This window comes from Pseudomonas sp. VA159-2 (assembly GCF_024126635.1).
Taxonomy (GTDB): Bacteria; Pseudomonadota; Gammaproteobacteria; order Pseudomonadales; family Pseudomonadaceae; genus Aquipseudomonas; species Aquipseudomonas muyukensis.
On sequence record NZ_JAMYBV010000037.1, the window covers coordinates 14,240 to 31,179 of the forward strand.

Annotated in this window: 18 protein-coding genes; 13 read left to right on the forward strand and 5 right to left on the reverse strand. The window is 63.8% G+C overall.

Translation table 11 applies throughout. The annotated features are described in order from the left end of the window. The gene (gene sfsA, locus NJG22_RS22830) at positions 1-714 is read left to right on the forward strand and encodes a DNA/RNA nuclease SfsA (protein WP_253097998.1); all 714 of its coding nucleotides are present in this window, start codon (positions 1-3) and stop codon (positions 712-714) included. Here sfsA and NJG22_RS22835 read toward each other — a convergent pair. Continuing rightward, positions 704-1,021: a Rieske (2Fe-2S) protein gene (locus NJG22_RS22835; protein ID WP_253098000.1), complete on the reverse strand. Its 318-nt coding sequence runs from the start codon at positions 1,019-1,021 to the stop codon at positions 704-706. The genes sfsA and NJG22_RS22835 overlap by 11 nt on opposite strands. A 162-nt stretch (positions 1,022-1,183) precedes the next feature. Between NJG22_RS22835 and NJG22_RS22840 the strand changes: the two genes are divergently transcribed. The 3 genes from NJG22_RS22840 to NJG22_RS22850 are packed head-to-tail and all read left to right on the forward strand — an operon-like array spanning position 1,184 to position 3,869. Further along, on the forward strand, positions 1,184-2,068 hold the full coding sequence (locus NJG22_RS22840; RefSeq protein ID WP_253098002.1) for an ABC transporter substrate-binding protein: 885 nt from the start codon (positions 1,184-1,186) through the stop codon (positions 2,066-2,068). Positions 2,069-2,118: 50 nt separating this feature from the next. Next, entirely contained in the window at positions 2,119-3,102 is a 984-nt protein-coding gene (locus NJG22_RS22845) for an iron ABC transporter permease (protein WP_253098033.1), read from the forward strand. Then, the gene (locus NJG22_RS22850) at positions 3,102-3,869 is read left to right on the forward strand and encodes a heme ABC transporter ATP-binding protein (RefSeq protein ID WP_253098004.1); all 768 of its coding nucleotides are present in this window, start codon (positions 3,102-3,104) and stop codon (positions 3,867-3,869) included. Before NJG22_RS22845 ends, NJG22_RS22850 begins: the two co-directional genes overlap by 1 nt. Positions 3,870-4,127: 258 nt before the next feature. Here NJG22_RS22850 and NJG22_RS22855 read toward each other — a convergent pair whose 3' ends face one another. The 3 genes from NJG22_RS22855 to NJG22_RS22865 all read right to left on the reverse strand — a co-directional run bounded on the left by NJG22_RS22855 (position 4,128) and on the right by NJG22_RS22865 (position 6,647). Further along, entirely contained in the window at positions 4,128-4,406 is a 279-nt protein-coding gene (locus tag NJG22_RS22855; protein ID WP_217852705.1) for a TfoX/Sxy family protein, read from the reverse strand. 231 nt (positions 4,407-4,637) lie between these two features. Further along, positions 4,638-4,985 carry a pentapeptide repeat-containing protein gene (locus tag NJG22_RS22860; RefSeq protein ID WP_253098015.1) on the reverse strand — a complete coding sequence of 116 codons (348 nt, stop codon included), beginning with the start codon at positions 4,983-4,985 and terminating at the stop codon, positions 4,638-4,640. Between the two features lie 99 nt (positions 4,986-5,084). Beyond that, positions 5,085-6,647 (reverse strand): bifunctional aminoglycoside phosphotransferase/ATP-binding protein, encoded by a 1,563-nt coding sequence (locus NJG22_RS22865; protein ID WP_253098017.1) that lies wholly within the window; start codon positions 6,645-6,647, stop codon positions 5,085-5,087. A 117-nt stretch (positions 6,648-6,764) separates the two neighbouring features. On the opposite strand from NJG22_RS22865, the gene mrcB reads away from it, so the two are divergent. The 9 genes from mrcB (at position 6,765) to msrQ (ending at position 16,602) form a co-directional block, all read left to right on the forward strand. Next, a complete protein-coding gene (gene mrcB / locus NJG22_RS22870; protein ID WP_253098019.1) occupies positions 6,765-9,086 on the forward strand; it encodes a penicillin-binding protein 1B in 2,322 nt (773 codons plus the stop codon). 25 nt (positions 9,087-9,111) lie between these two features. Continuing rightward, positions 9,112-9,882 (forward strand): tetratricopeptide repeat protein, encoded by a 771-nt coding sequence (locus tag NJG22_RS22875; RefSeq protein ID WP_253098021.1) that lies wholly within the window; start codon positions 9,112-9,114, stop codon positions 9,880-9,882. Next, complete coding sequence (locus tag NJG22_RS22880) at positions 9,879-10,211, forward strand: YqcC family protein (protein WP_253098022.1); 333 nt, start codon at positions 9,879-9,881, stop codon at positions 10,209-10,211. The genes NJG22_RS22875 and NJG22_RS22880 overlap by 4 nt, the downstream gene beginning before the upstream one ends. Before the next feature lie 407 nt (positions 10,212-10,618). Continuing rightward, the gene (locus tag NJG22_RS22885; RefSeq protein WP_253098024.1) at positions 10,619-12,343 is read left to right on the forward strand and encodes an acetolactate synthase 3 large subunit; all 1,725 of its coding nucleotides are present in this window, start codon (positions 10,619-10,621) and stop codon (positions 12,341-12,343) included. Position 12,344: 1 nt separating this feature from the next. Further along, positions 12,345-12,836: an acetolactate synthase small subunit gene (ilvN, locus tag NJG22_RS22890; RefSeq protein ID WP_003250040.1), complete on the forward strand. Its 492-nt coding sequence runs from the start codon at positions 12,345-12,347 to the stop codon at positions 12,834-12,836. Between the two features lie 53 nt (positions 12,837-12,889). After that, entirely contained in the window at positions 12,890-13,906 is a 1,017-nt protein-coding gene (gene ilvC / locus NJG22_RS22895) for a ketol-acid reductoisomerase (RefSeq protein WP_038706849.1), read from the forward strand. Positions 13,907-14,057: 151 nt separating this feature from the next. Further along, a complete protein-coding gene (gene pssA / locus NJG22_RS22900; RefSeq protein WP_028691215.1) occupies positions 14,058-14,909 on the forward strand; it encodes a CDP-diacylglycerol--serine O-phosphatidyltransferase in 852 nt (283 codons plus the stop codon). A gap of 77 nt (positions 14,910-14,986) precedes the next feature. Further along, positions 14,987-16,000, forward strand: coding sequence for a protein-methionine-sulfoxide reductase catalytic subunit MsrP (msrP, locus tag NJG22_RS22905; RefSeq protein ID WP_253098027.1), 1,014 nt, complete (start codon positions 14,987-14,989; stop codon positions 15,998-16,000). Then, the gene (gene msrQ, locus NJG22_RS22910) at positions 16,000-16,602 is read left to right on the forward strand and encodes a protein-methionine-sulfoxide reductase heme-binding subunit MsrQ (RefSeq protein ID WP_253098029.1); all 603 of its coding nucleotides are present in this window, start codon (positions 16,000-16,002) and stop codon (positions 16,600-16,602) included. Before msrP ends, msrQ begins: the two co-directional genes overlap by 1 nt. A 116-nt stretch (positions 16,603-16,718) precedes the next feature. On the opposite strand, the gene NJG22_RS22915 is transcribed toward msrQ, so the two are convergent. Next, a partial coding sequence (locus tag NJG22_RS22915; RefSeq protein WP_253098031.1) for a hypothetical protein occupies positions 16,719-16,940 on the reverse strand: 222 nt, incomplete at its 5' end.

Below are 16,940 nucleotides of genomic sequence, written 5' to 3' on the forward strand. Positions count from 1 at the left end.
ATGTTGTTTCCCGTACTTGAACAAGCGCGCCTGCTGCGCCGCTACAAACGTTTCCTGGCCGATATCGAGCTGCCCAGTGGCGAGCAACTGACCATCCACTGCCCGAACACCGGGTCCATGCTCAACTGCATGCGCGAGGGCGGGCAGGTATGGTTCAGCCGCTCCAACGACCCCAAGCGCAAGCTGCCCGGCACCTGGGAGATCAGCGAGACGCCCCAGGGGCGGCTGGCCTGCGTCAACACCGGGCGGGCCAATGCCGTGGTCGAGGAAGCGCTGCGTGCCGGCGTCATCAGCGAGCTGGCCGGTTTCACCCTGCTCAAGCGTGAGGTGGCCTACGGCGAGGAGCGCAGCCGTATCGACTTCTATCTGGAGTTCGCCGATGGCACCAGGGCGTATGTCGAGGTCAAGAGCGTGACCCTGGGCTACCCCGATACCCCCGTGGCGGCCTTCCCCGATGCCGTTACCCAGCGTGGCGCCAAGCACCTGCGCGAGCTGGCTGCACTGGCCCGGCAAGGCATCCGCGCGGTGCAGTTGTATTGCGTGAACCTCACCGGCATCGAAGCCGTGCGCCCGGCGCAGGAGATCGACGCGGCCTACGCCCAGGCCTTGCGCGCCGCCGTAGCGCAAGGGGTCGAGGTGCTCGCCTACGGCACGCGCCTGGATGCCCGGCAACTGGTGATCGACCGCCCCTTGCCGGTGTTGCTCATCCCCTGAGCCAGATGCCCTGGCTGTCTTCCCGGCAGTCCAGGGCCTCCAGCCATTGGCCCTCGCACGGGCCGGCCACGCATTCGCCACTTTCTATAAGGAACAACGCCCCGTGGTGGGCGCAGTGGATCAAGCTCGCGCTGTCGTCGAGAAAGCCGTCCGCTGCCCAGTTAAGCGGGATACCGCGGTGCGGGCAGCGATTGCGATACAGGTGGACCTTGCCCTGGCGGCGTACGCCGAACAGCGGCTCACCCGCTACGCTGAAGGCGCGGCTGTGGCCTTCGGTGAGGTCGCTAGAGGCGCAGAGAAAATGCATGGGCGCGGCTTCTTCCGGTCAAGTCGTGTGACAAAGGGATGGCTTGACGCTTCAATGCGAATAATTATCAAATTGCCCGCATGCATCGCGCCAGGCTGTCTATGGTGCGCAACTGCGCCGTCGGCCACAAGGCATGCGGCTCGTCTTCTGTAAAGGATCCCGATGATGCGCCGTCCCGTTGCCTTGATCGCCTTGTGCGCCGGCCTTGCCCTGAATAGCCAGGCCCTGGCCACCGAACTGCCGCAGCGCTGGGTCAGTGCCGGTGGCGCCCTCAGCGAGTGGATCAGCGCCCTGGGCGGCGAGCCGCGCTTGGTCGGTGTCGATACCACCAGTCAGCACCCCGAATCGCTCAAGGCGCTGCCGAGCATCGGCTACCAGCGCCAGCTGTCGGCCGAGGGCGTGCTCAGCCTGCGCCCGGATGTGCTGGTGGGCACCGAGGAAATGGGGCCACCACCGGTGCTGGCGCAGATCCGCAAGGCCGGCGTGCGCGTCGAGCTGTTCTCCAGCAAGGCCGAGCTGGGTGCGGTGGAGGACAACCTCAAGCACCTCGGCGCGCTGCTGGGCAATGAACAGAAGGCCAGCGAACTGGCCGGCGACTATCGCCAGCGGCTGGAGCAGTTGCACAAGCAGGTCGCGCAAGCCCAGGCCGGGCAGCAGGCGCCGGGCGTGTTGCTGCTGGTCGGGCATGCCGGCGCCAAGCCGATGATCGCCGGGCAGGGTACCGCCGGTGACTGGCTGCTACGCCAGGCCGGTGGTCGCAACCTGGCCGAGCATCAGGGCTACAAGAACTTCTCGGTAGAGGCCCTGGCCGCGCTGAACCCCGATGTGCTGGTGTTCTCCGACCGTGCCCTCAGCGGCGAGCAGGCGTTGCAGGCGCTGCTCAAGGAAAACCCGGCCCTGGCGGCCTCGCGGGCGGTGCGTGAGCAGCGCCTGGTGTCGCTCGACCCGACGCTGTTGGTCGGTGGCCTGGGCCCGCGCCTGCCGGCCACCTTGCATGAGCTGGCCGGCAGCTTCTATCCCGCGGCCAAGGCGCGCCTCAAGCCATGAGGCAGCGGGTCCAGCCGCGCACGCTGTTTATTGTCCTGGCCGTGCTGTGCCTGTTGGCGGTCTGGCTGTCGCTGGCGCTGGGGCCGGTCAGCCTGCCGCTGTTCGATACCCTGCGCGCCGGCTTGCGGCTGTTCGGCCTGCCGCTGGCGGCCGATGGCCTGGAGCAGGCCGAACTGATCCTGGGGCAGATTCGCCTGCCGCGCACCTTGCTGGGCCTGGCGGTGGGTGCTGTGTTGGCGCTTTCGGGTGTGGCGATGCAGGGGTTGTTCCGCAACCCGCTGGCCGACCCGGGGCTGGTGGGGGTGGCCAGCGGCGCGGCGCTGGGGGCGGCGCTGGCGATCGTCGGTGGCAGTTGGCTGGGGGGGATTCCCGAGTGGTTCGCGCCTTACGTGCTGTCGCTCTGTGCCTTCGTCGGCGGCCTGGGCGTGACGGCGCTGGTCTATCGCCTGGGGCGGCGCGACGGGCAGACCCACGTGGCGACCATGCTGCTGGCCGGGATTGCCATGACCGCCCTGGGGGGCTCGGCGGTGGGGCTGTTCACCTACCTCGCCGACGACGCCACCCTGCGCACCCTGACCTTCTGGAACCTGGGCAGCCTCAACGGCGCCAGCTACGAGCGGCTATGGCCATTGCTGCTGGTGGCGGCGGCGGTAGCGCTGTGGTTGCCGCGGCGGGCCCAGGCGCTCAACGCCTTGCTGCTGGGTGAGTCGGAGGCGCGCCACCTGGGTATCGAAGTGGAGGCGCTCAAGCGCGAACTGGTGTTCTGCACTGCCCTGGGTGTCGGCGCGGCGGTGGCTGCGGCCGGGTTGATCGGCTTCATCGGCCTGGTGGTGCCGCACCTGGTGCGGCTGGTGGCCGGGCCAGACCACCGGGTGCTGCTGCCCGCCTCGTTGCTGGCCGGCGGCACGCTGCTGCTGTTCGCCGACCTGCTCGCACGCCTGGCACTGGCCCCGGCAGAGCTGCCAATCGGCATCGTCACGGCCTTTATCGGCGCGCCGTTCTTCCTGTTCCTGCTGGTGAAGGTGCGCAGCTGATGCTCGATGTTCAAGGCCTTTCTCTTACCCGTGGCGGCAAGCAAGTGCTGCGCGATATCACCCTGCAGTTGCAGCCGGGGCAGATTCTCGGTGTGCTGGGGCCCAATGGGGCCGGCAAGAGCAGCCTGTTGGGCGCGCTGTGCGGTGAGCTGACACCTGGCGATGGGCGTGTTCAGCTCGATGGGCGCGCGCTGAATGATTGGGCCGGGCAGGCGCGGGCCAGGTGCCTGGCGGTGTTGCCGCAAGCCTCCAGCCTGGGCTTTGCCTTCAGCGTCGAGGAGGTCGTCGGCCTGGGTCGTCTGCCCCACGCCAGTGGTCGTCAGCGCGACCGCGAGATCGTCGCCGCGGCGCTGGCGGCGGCGGACGCGCAACACCTGGTCGAGCGCAGCTACCTGGCGTTGTCCGGTGGCGAGCGCCAACGCGTGCACCTGGCCCGGGTATTGGCGCAGCTGTGGCCGGGCGAGGCTGGCACCACGCTGCTGCTCGACGAGCCGACCTCGGCGCTCGACCCGCTGCACCAGCACACCACCTTGCAGGCCGTACGGGAATTCGCCGACCGTGGCGCGGCGGTGCTGGTGATCCTGCATGACCTGAACCTGGCGGCACGTTACTGTGACCAGATCCTGTTGCTGGAGCAGGGCCGCTGCCATGCGCTGGACACACCGCAGCAGGTGCTCACGCCCATGGCGCTGCGCGCAGTGTTTGGTATCGACGTGCTGGTGCAACCGCACCCGGAGCGCGGCCATCCGCTGATCATCATTCGCTAGGTGCCTGCTTCATCTGTCTTAAGGTGTTGGCGATGGCCTTGTAGTGTCCTTCAGACCGAGCGCATTCGGTCTCACAGGCACACCAGGCAACAGGCAAAAAAAGACCCGCCAAATTGGCGGGTCAATAACCGTGATTAGCCTGATGAGGAGATAATCTGAGCGTCCGAACCAGGGAGCATTCAGGTTATCCAACCAGTCTCGCGACCAGTTGTGATAATCATGACGATTCTCATTTCGTAGTCAATGCCTTTTGCCCATTTATTTTTCGTTCTTCTGTGGCAGGCACTTGGCATCGAGTTGTTGGTTGAGCGCCTGCTTGCGTTCGGCCGGCAGGTCGTTCCAGTGCATGTCCAGCAGGGCGCCCTCGATGGCGTACAACAACACCTTCGAAGCCCGGAAGCCCCGCGTTCTCACCGCCTGGTAGGCACCCACCGCGCCGAGCCGGCGCAAGTCCGATGCACTGTGGATCCCGACAGCGTGCAGCCATTGCGCGGAGGTCTTGCCAAGGTTTTTCAGATGCTGCAATTCATCGTTCATCGAGCCTCCTTGCGATGGCTGAACGGGTCTTGGGGATAAATCGCGAGCAGGTCAGTGAGGAGTGTAGCGGGGGTTGGCAATTGCGCGGCCTTTTGCCATCTGCCGCCGACAGGCTGCCAGCGGAACGTACGCACTTTAGGAGCCAGCGTTGCTGGCGAACCCGCCGCCCCGCTGACGATTAGCCGAGAAACGGTTCGCCAGCCACGCTGGCTCCTACAGGCAAGGTCGGGGTCAGCGGGTAGTGCGATAGCGCATGCGCGTGCCGAACTTCACCGACATCAGTATCTCGTCGGCGCTCAGTTCGGCGGGGAAGTAGGTTCCGGAAATCTGCGCATGGGCCAGGCTCGCGCCTTCCAGGCCGTTCTCGCGCAGATCCAGGCCACGTAGGTCGGCAGCGCGGAAGTAGGCGTCGGTGAAGTCGATGCCACGCACATCCAGGTCGCGTAGGTCCAGGCCACGGAAATCGCCACCGCGAAAATCAATGGAGGGGTGCGCGGCCTTGACCCGGTTGAACTCGGCGATCTTCTCGTCGCGGACCAGGGTGAAAAGCACGTTGTCCAGCTGGCGGGGTTGATTCATGGCGGCGCCTCTGCGTGGGGTGTGATGATATTGTAATGACATCACTGGAGAGGCGCCGGACTTCAGGCGTGAACTGTCGACTGCTTCACGCCTGATGGCTCAAAAGCCGGGGAAATGCTGGCGGATCTGTTCGATCAACTGGTCCATGCTGGCGCCTTCCTGGGTGTTCACCCGCTTGCTGTGCTTTTGCTCCTCGGCATCGAGCGGATCGCGGCTGGCCTGTTGCGCCTTGATCACTTCCAGCGTGGCGTCCGAAGGGTCAATGGCCTCGGCCTGTCGCTGGGCCAGCCAGCTGGCGATCACCGCGTCCGGGGCCTGGCAGTCGAGGATCAGGAACGGCACGCCGGTCTCGCTGGCGACTTCGGCTGCGGCCTTGCGCTGCTCATGCTTGAGGTAGGTGGCATCGAGCACCACCGGGAACCCGGCATGCAGTATGATCTCTGCCAGCTCGTGCAGGCGCTGGTAGGTGGCAACGCTGGCTTGCTTGTCATAGATACCGGCCTCCAGATGACCGGCATCGGTCGCCGATTGCTTGCCGAACAGGCGCTTGCGCTCCACGTCCGAGCGCACGCGCACTGCGCCCAAGGCCTCGACCAGGCGCATCGCCACGTGGCTCTTGCCCACCGCCGAGACGCCCTGGGTGATGGCCAGCAGGCGCGAAGGGATGGCGCTGTAGCTCTCGGCCAGGTTGGCATAGTTGCGGTAGGTGCGCAGGGTGGTGGCGCGCTGCACACCGTCGGCCTCGGCCGGCATGCTGAACAGCGCGACCTTGGCCCGCACCAGGGCGCGGTAGGCCTTGTAGAAATTCAGCAGCTCCAGGCCCTGGTAGTCGCCGGTCAGCTCCAGGTACTGGCTGATGAACCGCCGCGACAGGCACTTCAGGCCACGGTCCTCGAGGTCCATGGCCAGGAAGCCGACGTCGGCATAGACGTCGGTCAGGCGGAATGGCTCGTTGAACTCGATGCAATCGAAGATCACCACCTTGCCGTCGATCAGGGTGGCGTTGCCCAAGTGGATATCGCCATGGCATTCACGAATGAAGCCCCCGGCCTTGCGCGCCTCGAGCAGGCCGTGCAGGCGCTTGAAGCTGTCCTGGGCCCAGGCCTGCAGGTTGTCCAGCTGTTGCAGGTCGGCCTTGTCGGTGAGGAACGGGCGGATCTGCTCGAAGTTCTGCTCCACCGGCGCCATCACCGCATCCGGGGTGCCCAGCGGGTGGTCGACCGGTACTTGCGGCGCCTGCAGGTGGAACTCGGCGATCTGCCGGGCCATCTGGTCGATGTGCCCGGCGTTCAGCTCGCCGTTGGCCTGCAGGGTGCTGAGCATCTGGCCCTGGGGGAACTGGCGCATCTTCAGGGCGTACTCGATAGGCGCCCCGTCGCCGCCCAGCACAGGGGCCTCGGCGCTGCCGGTAATCGGCAGCACTTCCAGGTACAAGCCTTCGGTCAGGCGCTGGTTCAGGCGCAGCTCTTCGTTACAAAAATGTCGGCGCTGGTCGAGGCCGGTGAAGTCGAGGAAACCGAAGTTCATCGGCTTCTTGATCTTGTAGGCGTACTCGCCCGTGAGCAAAACCCAGGAGATGTGCGTCTCGATGAGCTGGAAGCCCGCGACGGGATGCGGATAGAGGGCGGGGTTCTGCAGCGCGCTGATCAGGGCTTGGCTCACGGATCATCCTTTATGGGTCAGGGAATTCGAATCGGACATTATGGTCAATGGTGCCGTCCCTGCAAACCGCCGAGGGGCGCCTGCCCCCCTTTTCCAAAGTGCGTATAATCCGCCGCCATGACACGTACCCGAAATTCCCGCACCGTAAAAAAACGCCCGTCCGGCCGCTCTCGCGCCTGGCTGGGCTGGGCGCTCAAGCTCAGCCTGGTCGGCCTGGTGGTGATTGCCGGTTTCGCGGTCTACCTCGATGCCACCGTCCAGGAGAAGTTCTCCGGCAAGCGCTGGACCATCCCGGCCAAGGTGTATGCCCGGCCGCTGGAGCTGTTCGTCGGCCAGAAGCTGAGCAAGAACGACTTCCTCACCGAACTCGACGCCCTGGGCTACCGCCGCGAAAGCGCGGCCAACGGCCCGGGCGCGGCCTCGGTCAACGGCAACAACGTCGATCTCAACACCCGTGGCTTCCAGTTCTATGAAGGCATGGAGCCGGCGCAGTTCGTGCGCGTGCGCTTCTCCGGCGACTATGTCGCGGGCCTGAGCGGCGCCAATGGCGGCAAGCTCGACGTGGTGCGCCTCGAGCCGCTGATGATCGGCGGTATCTACCCGAAGAACCTTGAGGACCGCATCCTGATCAAGATCGACCAGGTGCCGCCCTACCTGGTGGAAACCCTGATCGCCACCGAGGACCGCGACTTCTACAGCCACTTCGGCGTGTCGCCCAAATCCATCGCCCGGGCCGTGTGGGTCAACACCTCCTCGGGGGCCATGCGCCAGGGCGGCAGCACCCTGACTCAGCAGTTGGTGAAAAACTTCTTCCTCACCAACGAGCGCAGCCTCAGCCGCAAGCTGACCGAGGCGATGATGTCGGTGTTGCTGGAAGTGCACTACGACAAGCGCGAGATCCTCGAGGCCTACCTCAACGAAGTGTTCATCGGCCAGGACGGCCAGCGCGCGGTACACGGCTTCGGCCTGGCCAGCCAGTTCTTCTTCAGCCAGCCGCTGCAGGAGCTCAAGCTGCACCAGATCGCCTTGCTGGTAGGCATGGTCAAGGGGCCGTCCTACTACAACCCACGCCGTCACCCCGAGCGCGCCCTGCAACGGCGCAACCTGGTGCTCGACCTGCTCGCCGAGCAAGGCGTGGCCACTCAGGACGTGGTCGATGCGGCGAAGAAGATGCCCCTGGGCGTGACCAAGCGCGGCAGCCTGGCCGACAGCTCGTTCCCGGCCTTCCTCGACCTGGTCAAGCGTCAGCTGCGCCAGGACTACCGCGACGAAGACTTGACCGAAGAAGGCCTGCGTATCTTCACCAGTTTCGACCCGATCCTGCAGATGAAGGCCGAAACCGCCATGAGCGAGACCTTCAAGCGCCTGGCCGGGCGCAAGGGCGCCGACGAAGTGGAGTCGGCGATGGTCGTCACCAACCCCGAGACCGGCGAAGTGCAGGCGCTGATCGGCAGCCGCCAGTCGGGCTTCGCCGGTTTCAACCGCGCCATCGACGCGGTGCGCCCGATCGGCTCGCTGGTCAAGCCGGCGGTCTACCTGACCGCGCTGGAGCAACCGAGCAAGTTCACCCTGACCAGCTGGGTGCAGGACGAGCCGTTCTCGGTCAAGGGCGCCGATGGCCAGGTATGGCGGCCACAGAACTACGACCGCCGCCCCCACGGCACCATCTACCTGTACCAGGGCCTGGCCAACTCCTACAACCTGTCCACCGCCAAGCTCGGCCTGGAAGTGGGCGTGCCGAACGTGATCAAGACCATCGGCCGGCTGGGCGTGCAGGTCGACTGGCCGGCGTTCCCGTCGATGCTGCTGGGGGCCGGCGGCATGTCGCCGATGCAGGTGGCGACCATGTACCAGACCCTCGCCAACGGCGGTTTCAACACGCCGATGCGCGGTATCCGCAGCGTGCTCACCGCCGAAGGCGAGCCGCTCAAGCGCTACCCGTTCCAGATCCAGCAGACGTTCGACCCAGGCTCGATCTACCTGGTGCAGAACGCCATGCAGCGGGTGATGCGCGAAGGTACTGGGCGTTCGGTGTACAGCCAGTTGCCCAGCTCGCTGACCCTGGCCGGCAAGACCGGCACCAGCAACGACTCGCGCGACAGCTGGTTCTCCGGCTTCAGCCAGGACTTGCTGGCCGTGGTGTGGCTGGGCCGCGACGACAACGGCAAGACACCGTTCACCGGCGCCACCGGGGCGTTGCAGGTGTGGACCAGCTTCATGAAGAAGGCCGATCCGCTGCCGCTGGACATGCCGCAGCCGGATAACGTGGTGCAGGCCTGGATCGACCCGTACAGCGGTCAAGGCTCCGACGGTAGCTGTCCGGGAGCGGTGCAGATGCCGTATATTCGCGGCAGTGAACCACCCGCTGGCGCCACCTGTGGTGGCGAGCAGAACCCGGCCGAATCGGTGATGGACTGGGTCAAGGGCTGGATGAATTGAGCACGAGCTTTGAAGAGGGTGTGAAGTGAACAAGTGGTGGATTCCTGCCTTGACCGCGGTGGCCGTATTGCACGGCTGTGCCAGTGTCCCGCGTGGCAATATCCCGGTGGTGGATTCGAGCACCCGGGTGTCCGACAACGAGCGGGTCATGGCCAAGCGCAACGCGGCCTACCCGACCAGCGGTGGCAGCCGCCAGTCGCAGGCGTTGCCGGAAGACTCCGGCGTCACCGTGATGATCCCGCAGGGTACCGGTGGCGCGCCGATCCAGTCGTTCCCGGCCGGTAGCAGCGCGGCGCCGATCAGCACCGGCCCGATTACCCCGGGCCCGGTCAGCAGTGGGCCGATCACCACCAATCCTAACCCGATCGCCGACGAACCGTTCGACATCGCCTCGATGAGCAAGCCGGCGCCGGCTACCAGCGCCCCCACCGGCATCCCGCGTGCCGGTGGGGGCCTGTCGGCCGACGAGCAGCTCGACGGCCCGGTGCTGGCGCTGTTGACCACCGCCCAGCAACAACAGGGTAGCGGTGACTTCAACGGTGCCGCCTCGAGCCTGGAGCGTGCCCAGCGCATCGCCCCGCGCGAGCCGCAGGTGCTGTTCCGCCTGGCCCAGGTGCGCCTTTCCCAGGGCGACGCCGCGCAGTCCGAACAGCTGGCCCGCCGCGCGCTGACCTACGCCAACGGTCGCCCCGACCTGCAGGCGCAACTGTGGAACACCATCGCCCAGGCCCGCGAGAAGCAGGGTGACAGCGCCGGCGCGGCCCTGGCGCGGCAGAAGGCGCGGGTCAACCTGTGATGGAACAGCGCATCCTCGATATCGCCGACCAGCTGCTGCTGATCGAGCAGGAACTCAAGGTCCAGGGCTGGTGGAGCGAGGTGGCGCCCAGCGCCGAGGCGCTGGCCAGCGTCGAGCCGTTCGCGGTGGATCGCATGAGCTTCGAGCAGTGGCTGCAATGGATCTTCCTGCCGCGCATGCGGCTGATCCTCGAGCACGGGCACCCGCTGCCCAACGCCTCGGGCATCCTGGTCATGGCCGAGACGGTGTTCGTCGACCGCCCGGAACAAAGCCGCGAGCTACGGCGCTTGCTCGCAACTTTCGACCAATTGATCGGGCCTGGCGCCTGATTTCTACCGTTTTTCCTTCAAGGGCCGCAGATTGTGGCCCTTTTTTGTGGAAATCTTATTTTTCCTGCTGCTGCTCAGGGTATTAGTGGTGGTGAGAATTCATCTTGATGAAAAATTGGCAATAATTTCTCTTGACTTGTGAGCGCCGAATCACAAGAATCCAGATTCCGCTGTAGAGGGACTGCCAGAAGCAGACCCGCTAAGCAGATCATGAGGCGCACACCCGCGCCGACTTGCTACACCCCGCAACGCGTTACCTCGCGCTGGGTGGGAAAGCCCGCAACACACCAGGGTATTCCCAATACTTGCTCAGTCAGTGCTGACGTTCGCTCATGCTCTGCTTGGCAGTAAACCTAATAAGACCCGCTCAGTGAGGGCGGTATTCTGGCGTTTTAGAGGTGAACAACGTGGAGCTCTTATCCGGCGCTGAAATGGTCGTCCGCTTCTTGCGCGACGAAGGCGTTAAGCACATCTACGGGTACCCAGGCGGTGCTCTCCTGCATGTTTACGATGCCTTGTTCAAGGAACCGGAAGTCCAGCACATCCTGGTTCGCCACGAACAGGCTGCCACCCATATGGCGGACGGATACGCCCGTGCCACCGGCAAGGCCGGCGTGGTACTGGTGACTTCCGGTCCAGGCGCGACCAATGCCATCACCGGCATTGCCACCGCTTACATGGATTCCATCCCGATGGTTATCCTGTCTGGCCAGGTGCCCAGCACCATGGTCGGCACCGATGCCTTCCAGGAAACCGACATGATCGGTATCTCACGGCCGATCGTGAAGCACAGCTTCATGGTCAAGCATGCCTCGGAAATTCCTGAAGTCCTGAAAAAAGCCTTCTATCTGGCGCAATCCGGCCGTCCCGGTCCGGTCGTGGTCGACATTCCAAAAGATATGACCAACCCGGCCGAGAAGTTCGAGTACATCTACCCGAAAAAGGTCAAGCTGCGTTCCTATAGCCCGGCCCTGCGCGGCCATTCCGGGCAGATCCGCAAGGCAGCCGAAATGCTCCTGGCGGCCAAGCGGCCAATCGTCTATGCCGGTGGCGGCGTGATTCTCGGCGGCGGCTCCGAAGCCCTCACCGAAATCGCCAAGTCGCTGAACCTGCCTGTCACCAACACCCTCATGGGCCTCGGTGGCTTCCCAGGTACCGACCGCCAGTTCCTCGGCATGCTCGGCATGCACGGCAGCTACACCGCCAACATGGCCATGCACAACGCCGACGTGATCTTCGCCGTCGGTGCGCGTTTCGACGACCGCGTGGTCAACGGCCCGGCCAAGTTCTGCCCGAACGCCAAGATCATCCACATCGACATCGACCCGGCGTCGATCTCGAAGATGATCAAGGCCGACGTGCCGATCGTCGGCCCGGTCGAAAGCGTGTTGAGCGAAATGCTCACCATCCTCAAGGAAATCGGCGAGCAGCCCGACAAGGCAGCGCTGGAGGCCTGGTGGAAGCAGATCGACGAATGGCGCGGCGACGGCGAGCTGTTCCCCTATGACAAGGGCGACGGCAACATCATCAAGCCGCAACAGGTCATCGAGACCCTGTGCGAAGTGACCAAGGGCGATGCCTTCGTCACCTCCGACGTCGGCCAGCACCAGATGTTCGCGGCGCAGTACTACCGCTTCAACAAGCCCAACCGCTGGATCAACTCCGGTGGCCTGGGCACCATGGGCTTCGGTTTCCCGGCGGCCATGGGCATCAAGCTCAACTTCCCCGACCAGGATGTGGCCTGCGTGACCGGTGAAGGCAGCATCCAGATGAACATCCAGGAGCTGTCCACCTGCATGCAGTACGGCCTGCCGGTGAAGATCGTCAACCTGAACAACGGTGTGTTGGGCATGGTCCGCCAATGGCAGGACATGGCCTACAACGGCCGCCACTCGCACTCCTATGTCGAGTCGCTGCCGGACTTCGTCAAGCTGGCCGAGGCCTATGGCCATGTGGGTATCCGCATCACCAGCCTGAAGGACCTCAAGCCCAAGCTCGAGGAAGCCTTTGCGATGAAGGATCGCCTGGTGTTCATCGATATCGCGGTCGACCGCACCGAGCACGTCTATCCGATGCAGATCAAGGATGGCTCGATGCGTGACATGTGGCTGAGCAAGACGGAGCGTACCTGATATGCGGCATATCATTTCCCTGCTGCTGGAAAACGAACCCGGTGCCTTGTCTCGCGTGGTCGGCCTGTTCTCCCAGCGCAACTACAACATTGAAAGCCTGACCGTGGCACCGACCGAGGACCCGACCCTGTCGCGTCTGACGCTGACCACCGTTGGCCATGACGAGGTGATCGAGCAGATCACCAAGAACCTGAACAAGCTGGTCGAAGTGGTCAAGCTTGTCGACCTCTCGGAAAGCGCTCACATCGAGCGTGAACTGATGTTGGTCAAGGTCAAGGCCACCGGCGCCCAGCGGGCCGAGATCAAGCGCACCACGGATATTTTCCGTGGCCAGATCGTCGATGTGACCGCCAGCGTGTACACCGTGCAGCTGAGCGGCACCAGCGACAAACTGGACAGCTTCATCCAGGCCATCGGTACCGCATCGATTCTCGAAACCGTGCGCAGTGGAGTCACCGGCATTGCCCGTGGCGACAAAGTGCTCAGCATCTAACTTCAAAAATTAGCGATGGCTCCACTGGGGCCGAGATATAACAGGGGTGTTTCATGAAAGTTTTCTACGATAAAGACTGCGACCTTTCCATCATCCAGGGCAAGAAAGTCGCCATCATCGGCTACGGTTCCCAAGGCCACGCCCAGGCGTGCAACCTCAAGGACTCCGGTGTGGACGTTACCGTCGGTCTGCGTAAAGGTTCGGCCACCGTTGCCAAGGCAGAAGCCCATGGCCTGAAAGTCGCCGACGTCGCCAGCGCCGTTGCCGCCGCCGACCTGGTCATGATCCTGACCCCGGACGAATTCCAGGGCCAGCTGTACAAGAACGAGATCGAGCCGAACATCAAGAAAGGCGCCACCCTGGCCTTCTCCCACGGCTTCTCGATCCACTACAACCAGGTGGTGCCGCGCGCCGACCTCGACGTGATCATGATCGCGCCAAAGGCGCCGGGCCACACCGTGCGCTCCGAGTTCGTCAAGGGCGGCGGCATCCCTGACTTGATCGCCATCTACCAGGACGCCTCGGGCAACGCCAAGAACGTCGCCCTGTCGTACGCCGCTGGCGTTGGTGGTGGCCGTACCGGCATCATCGAAACCACCTTCAAGGACGAGACCGAAACCGACCTGTTCGGTGAGCAGGCCGTGCTCTGCGGCGGTACCGTCGAGCTGGTCAAGGCCGGTTTCGAGACTCTGGTCGAAGCGGGCTACGCCCCAGAGATGGCCTACTTCGAGTGCCTGCACGAGCTGAAGCTGATCGTCGACCTCATGTACGAAGGCGGCATCGCCAACATGAACTACTCGATCTCCAACAACGCCGAGTACGGTGAGTACGTCACCGGCCCTGAAGTCATCAACGAAGAATCGCGCAAGGCCATGCGCAATGCGCTGAAGCGCATCCAGGACGGCGAATACGCGAAGATGTTCATCAGCGAAGGCGCCACCAACTATCCTTCGATGACCGCCAAGCGTCGCAACAACGCCGCCCACGGCATCGAGATCATCGGCGAGCAACTGCGTTCGATGATGCCGTGGATTTCGGCCAACAAGATCGTCGACAAGACCAAGAACTAAGGTCTGGTTCGATAGATGAAAAACGCGGCTTCGGCCGCGTTTTTTCGTTTGCGCGGCCAGCTTCTGGTATAAAGCGACCAGTGGCTCGCCGTCAGAACCTGTTTCGCGGGCCCATGTCGAACATATTCCACACTGTTGCAAGGTACTTTTCATGAGCGAACGTCCCGAAGAGCCGAACAAGCCCTCCGACGCCGAAAGCCTGCTACCTGTCGATGAGCACGTTGAAGAAGGTCATGACGCCGAAGGGCGCAAGGTCCGTCATCGCGGCATCTACCTGCTGCCCAACCTGTTCACTACCGCGAACCTGTTCGCCGGCTTCTATTCCATCATCAGCTCTATGAGCGCGCAGAGCGCCCTGAGCGCCGGTGACCCGCGCGAGGCGAGCAAGTATTTCGCCTTCGCCGCCATCGCCATTTTCGTGGCCATGGTCCTCGACGGCCTCGACGGTCGTGTCGCGCGCATGACCAACACCCAGAGCGCCTTCGGTGCCGAGTACGACTCGCTGTCGGACATGGTCGCCTTCGGTGTGGCGCCGGCCCTGCTGGCATTCGGTTGGGCGCTGGGCGACATGGGCAAGGTCGGCTGGATGGTCGCCTTCATCTATGTAGCCGGTGCGGCACTGCGCCTGGCGCGCTTCAACACCCAGGTCGGCACCGCCGACAAGCGCTACTTCATCGGCCTGGCCAGCCCGGCCGCGGCAGGTGTGGTGGCCGGTACCGTGTGGGCGTTCAGCGACTACGGCATCCAGGGTTCGAAGCTGTCGTTCCTGGTGGCGCTGCTGGTCGCTGCCGCGGGCATGCTGATGGTCAGCAACATCAAGTACAACAGCTTCAAGGAGCTCGACCTCAAGGGCCGCGTGCCTTTCGTCGCGATCCTCGCGGTGGTGCTGGTGTTCGCCGTGGTGTTCAGCGATCCACCGCGCATCCTGCTGCTGATCTTCCTGGCCTATGCTGCGTCGGGGCCGATCCAGTTCCTGTTGCGGGCACGCCGTCGCAAATCCTGACAAGGATTTAATCGCGCAATAACCTGCCGGCTCCATAGTCTTACGTGTACATCAGTTGCCCGTGCTATGGAGCCGCCATGCTCATCAAGCTTCCCCGATCTTCCGACTGCAGCGCGTCGCAGGTCACCCCCGAAGATATCTACCTTTCCCGTCGTCGTGTGTTGGGCGCAAGCCTGGCGGGCCTGGCCGTGGGCGCATTGCCGCGCCTGGGTATGGCCGCCGAGCCGTCGCGCTATGCCGATGCCGTGGCCGGCAGCCCGCCCGCCTGGTTCGGCGACAAGCTGGCCGCCACCCGCTGGCAGGCGATGACAGTGCCGGGGGAGGCGATCACGCCGTTCAAGGACGCCACCCACTACAACAACTTCTATGAGTTCGGCCCCGACAAGGGTGACCCGGCAGCCAATGCCGGCAGCCTGCGGACCGAGCCGTGGAGCCTGGTCGTCGATGGTGAGGTGGCCAAGCCTGGTCGCTATGCGCTGGAGGACTTCGTCAAACCCTACCAGCTCGAGGAGCGCATCTATCGGTTGCGCTGTGTCGAGGCCTGGTCGATGGTCATTCCCTGGCTGGGTTTTCCGCTGGCCGAGGTGCTCAAGCAGGTCGAGCCGACCTCCAAGGCGCGTTATGTTCGTTTCGAAACCCTGCAGGACCCCCAAAGCATGCCCGGCCAGCGCTCCGGCTTCGCCCTGATCGATTGGCCTTATGTAGAGGGATTGCGCCTGGATGAAGCGATGAACCCGCTGGCGATCCTGGCGGTGGGTATGTATGGCCGCGAGCTGGCCAACCAGAACGGCGCACCGCTACGGCTTGTGGTGCCGTGGAAGTATGGCTTCAAGAGCATCAAGTCGATCGTGCGCATCAGTTTGGTGGCGCAGCAGCCGCAGACCACCTGGCAAGGGCTGGCGCCCGAGGAGTATGGCTTTTATGCCAACGTCAACCCGACGGTCGACCATCCGCGCTGGACCCAGGCGCGGGAGCGACGTCTGCCCAGTGGGCTGTTCAGCCCTAACGTGCGCGATACCTTGATGTTCAACGGTTACGCCGATGAGGTGGCGTCGTTGTACGGTGGGCTCGATCTGCGGAAGAACTATTGATGCGCTATCCCTGGTTTCGCTTGGCTATCTTCACCGCCGGTTGCCTGTTTCCGCTGTGGTGGTTGTATGAGGCACTGACGGGGCAGCTCGATCCGGACCCGGGCAAGATCCTCATGGATCGGCTCGGGCTGGGGGCGCTGGTGTTCTTGTTGATTACCCTGGGTATGACGCCATTGCAGCGGTTCAGTGGTTGGTCGGGGTGGATCGTGGTGCGCCGGCAACTGGGCTTGTGGTGCTTTGCTTATATAGTGCTGCACTTGATGGCGTACCTGGTGTTCATCCTGGGGCTGGACTGGGGGCAGTTCGGCGTGGAGTTGCGCAAGCGGCCGTACATTATTGTTGGTGCGCTGGGGTTTGTCGGGTTGCTGGCGTTGGCGGTCACCTCCAACCGTTACAGCCAGAAGCGGTTGGGCGCTCGGTGGAAGAAGCTGCACCGGCTGGTGTATGTGATTTTGGGGTTGGGGTTGCTGCATTTTTTGTGGATTGTGCGTTCGGATTTACGTGAATGGGCGATGTATGCGGCGGTGGGCGGGGTGTTGATGGTGTTGCGGGTGCCGGTGGTGGGGCGTTGGGTTGGGCGGTGGAGGAGGGGATTGAGTTGATGGGGGGCGTGAGGGGTGTCCGCCGTTAGGTATTCAGCGCCTATGAGATCGAGCGCCGCGCGGGCGGCGCTCGATCTCATAGGCGCTGCAAGGGTTGCTGCGAGCACCTACTGGCCTTAATACGGCCTTTTCGCTAAATATTTCATTTTCTTGAAATTAAAGGTTGACGCGCTTTCAGATCCCCTTATAATGCGCCCCACTTCCAGCGACAACGGAACGCAAAACTCCTTGAGATTCAATGAGTTAAGCGAGTTCGGGTTCGGTGCAAGGGCTTCGGTTTCACATCGAAAGCGGTGAAAAAGGTGGTTGACAGCAGGTTGTAACGCTGTATGATTCGC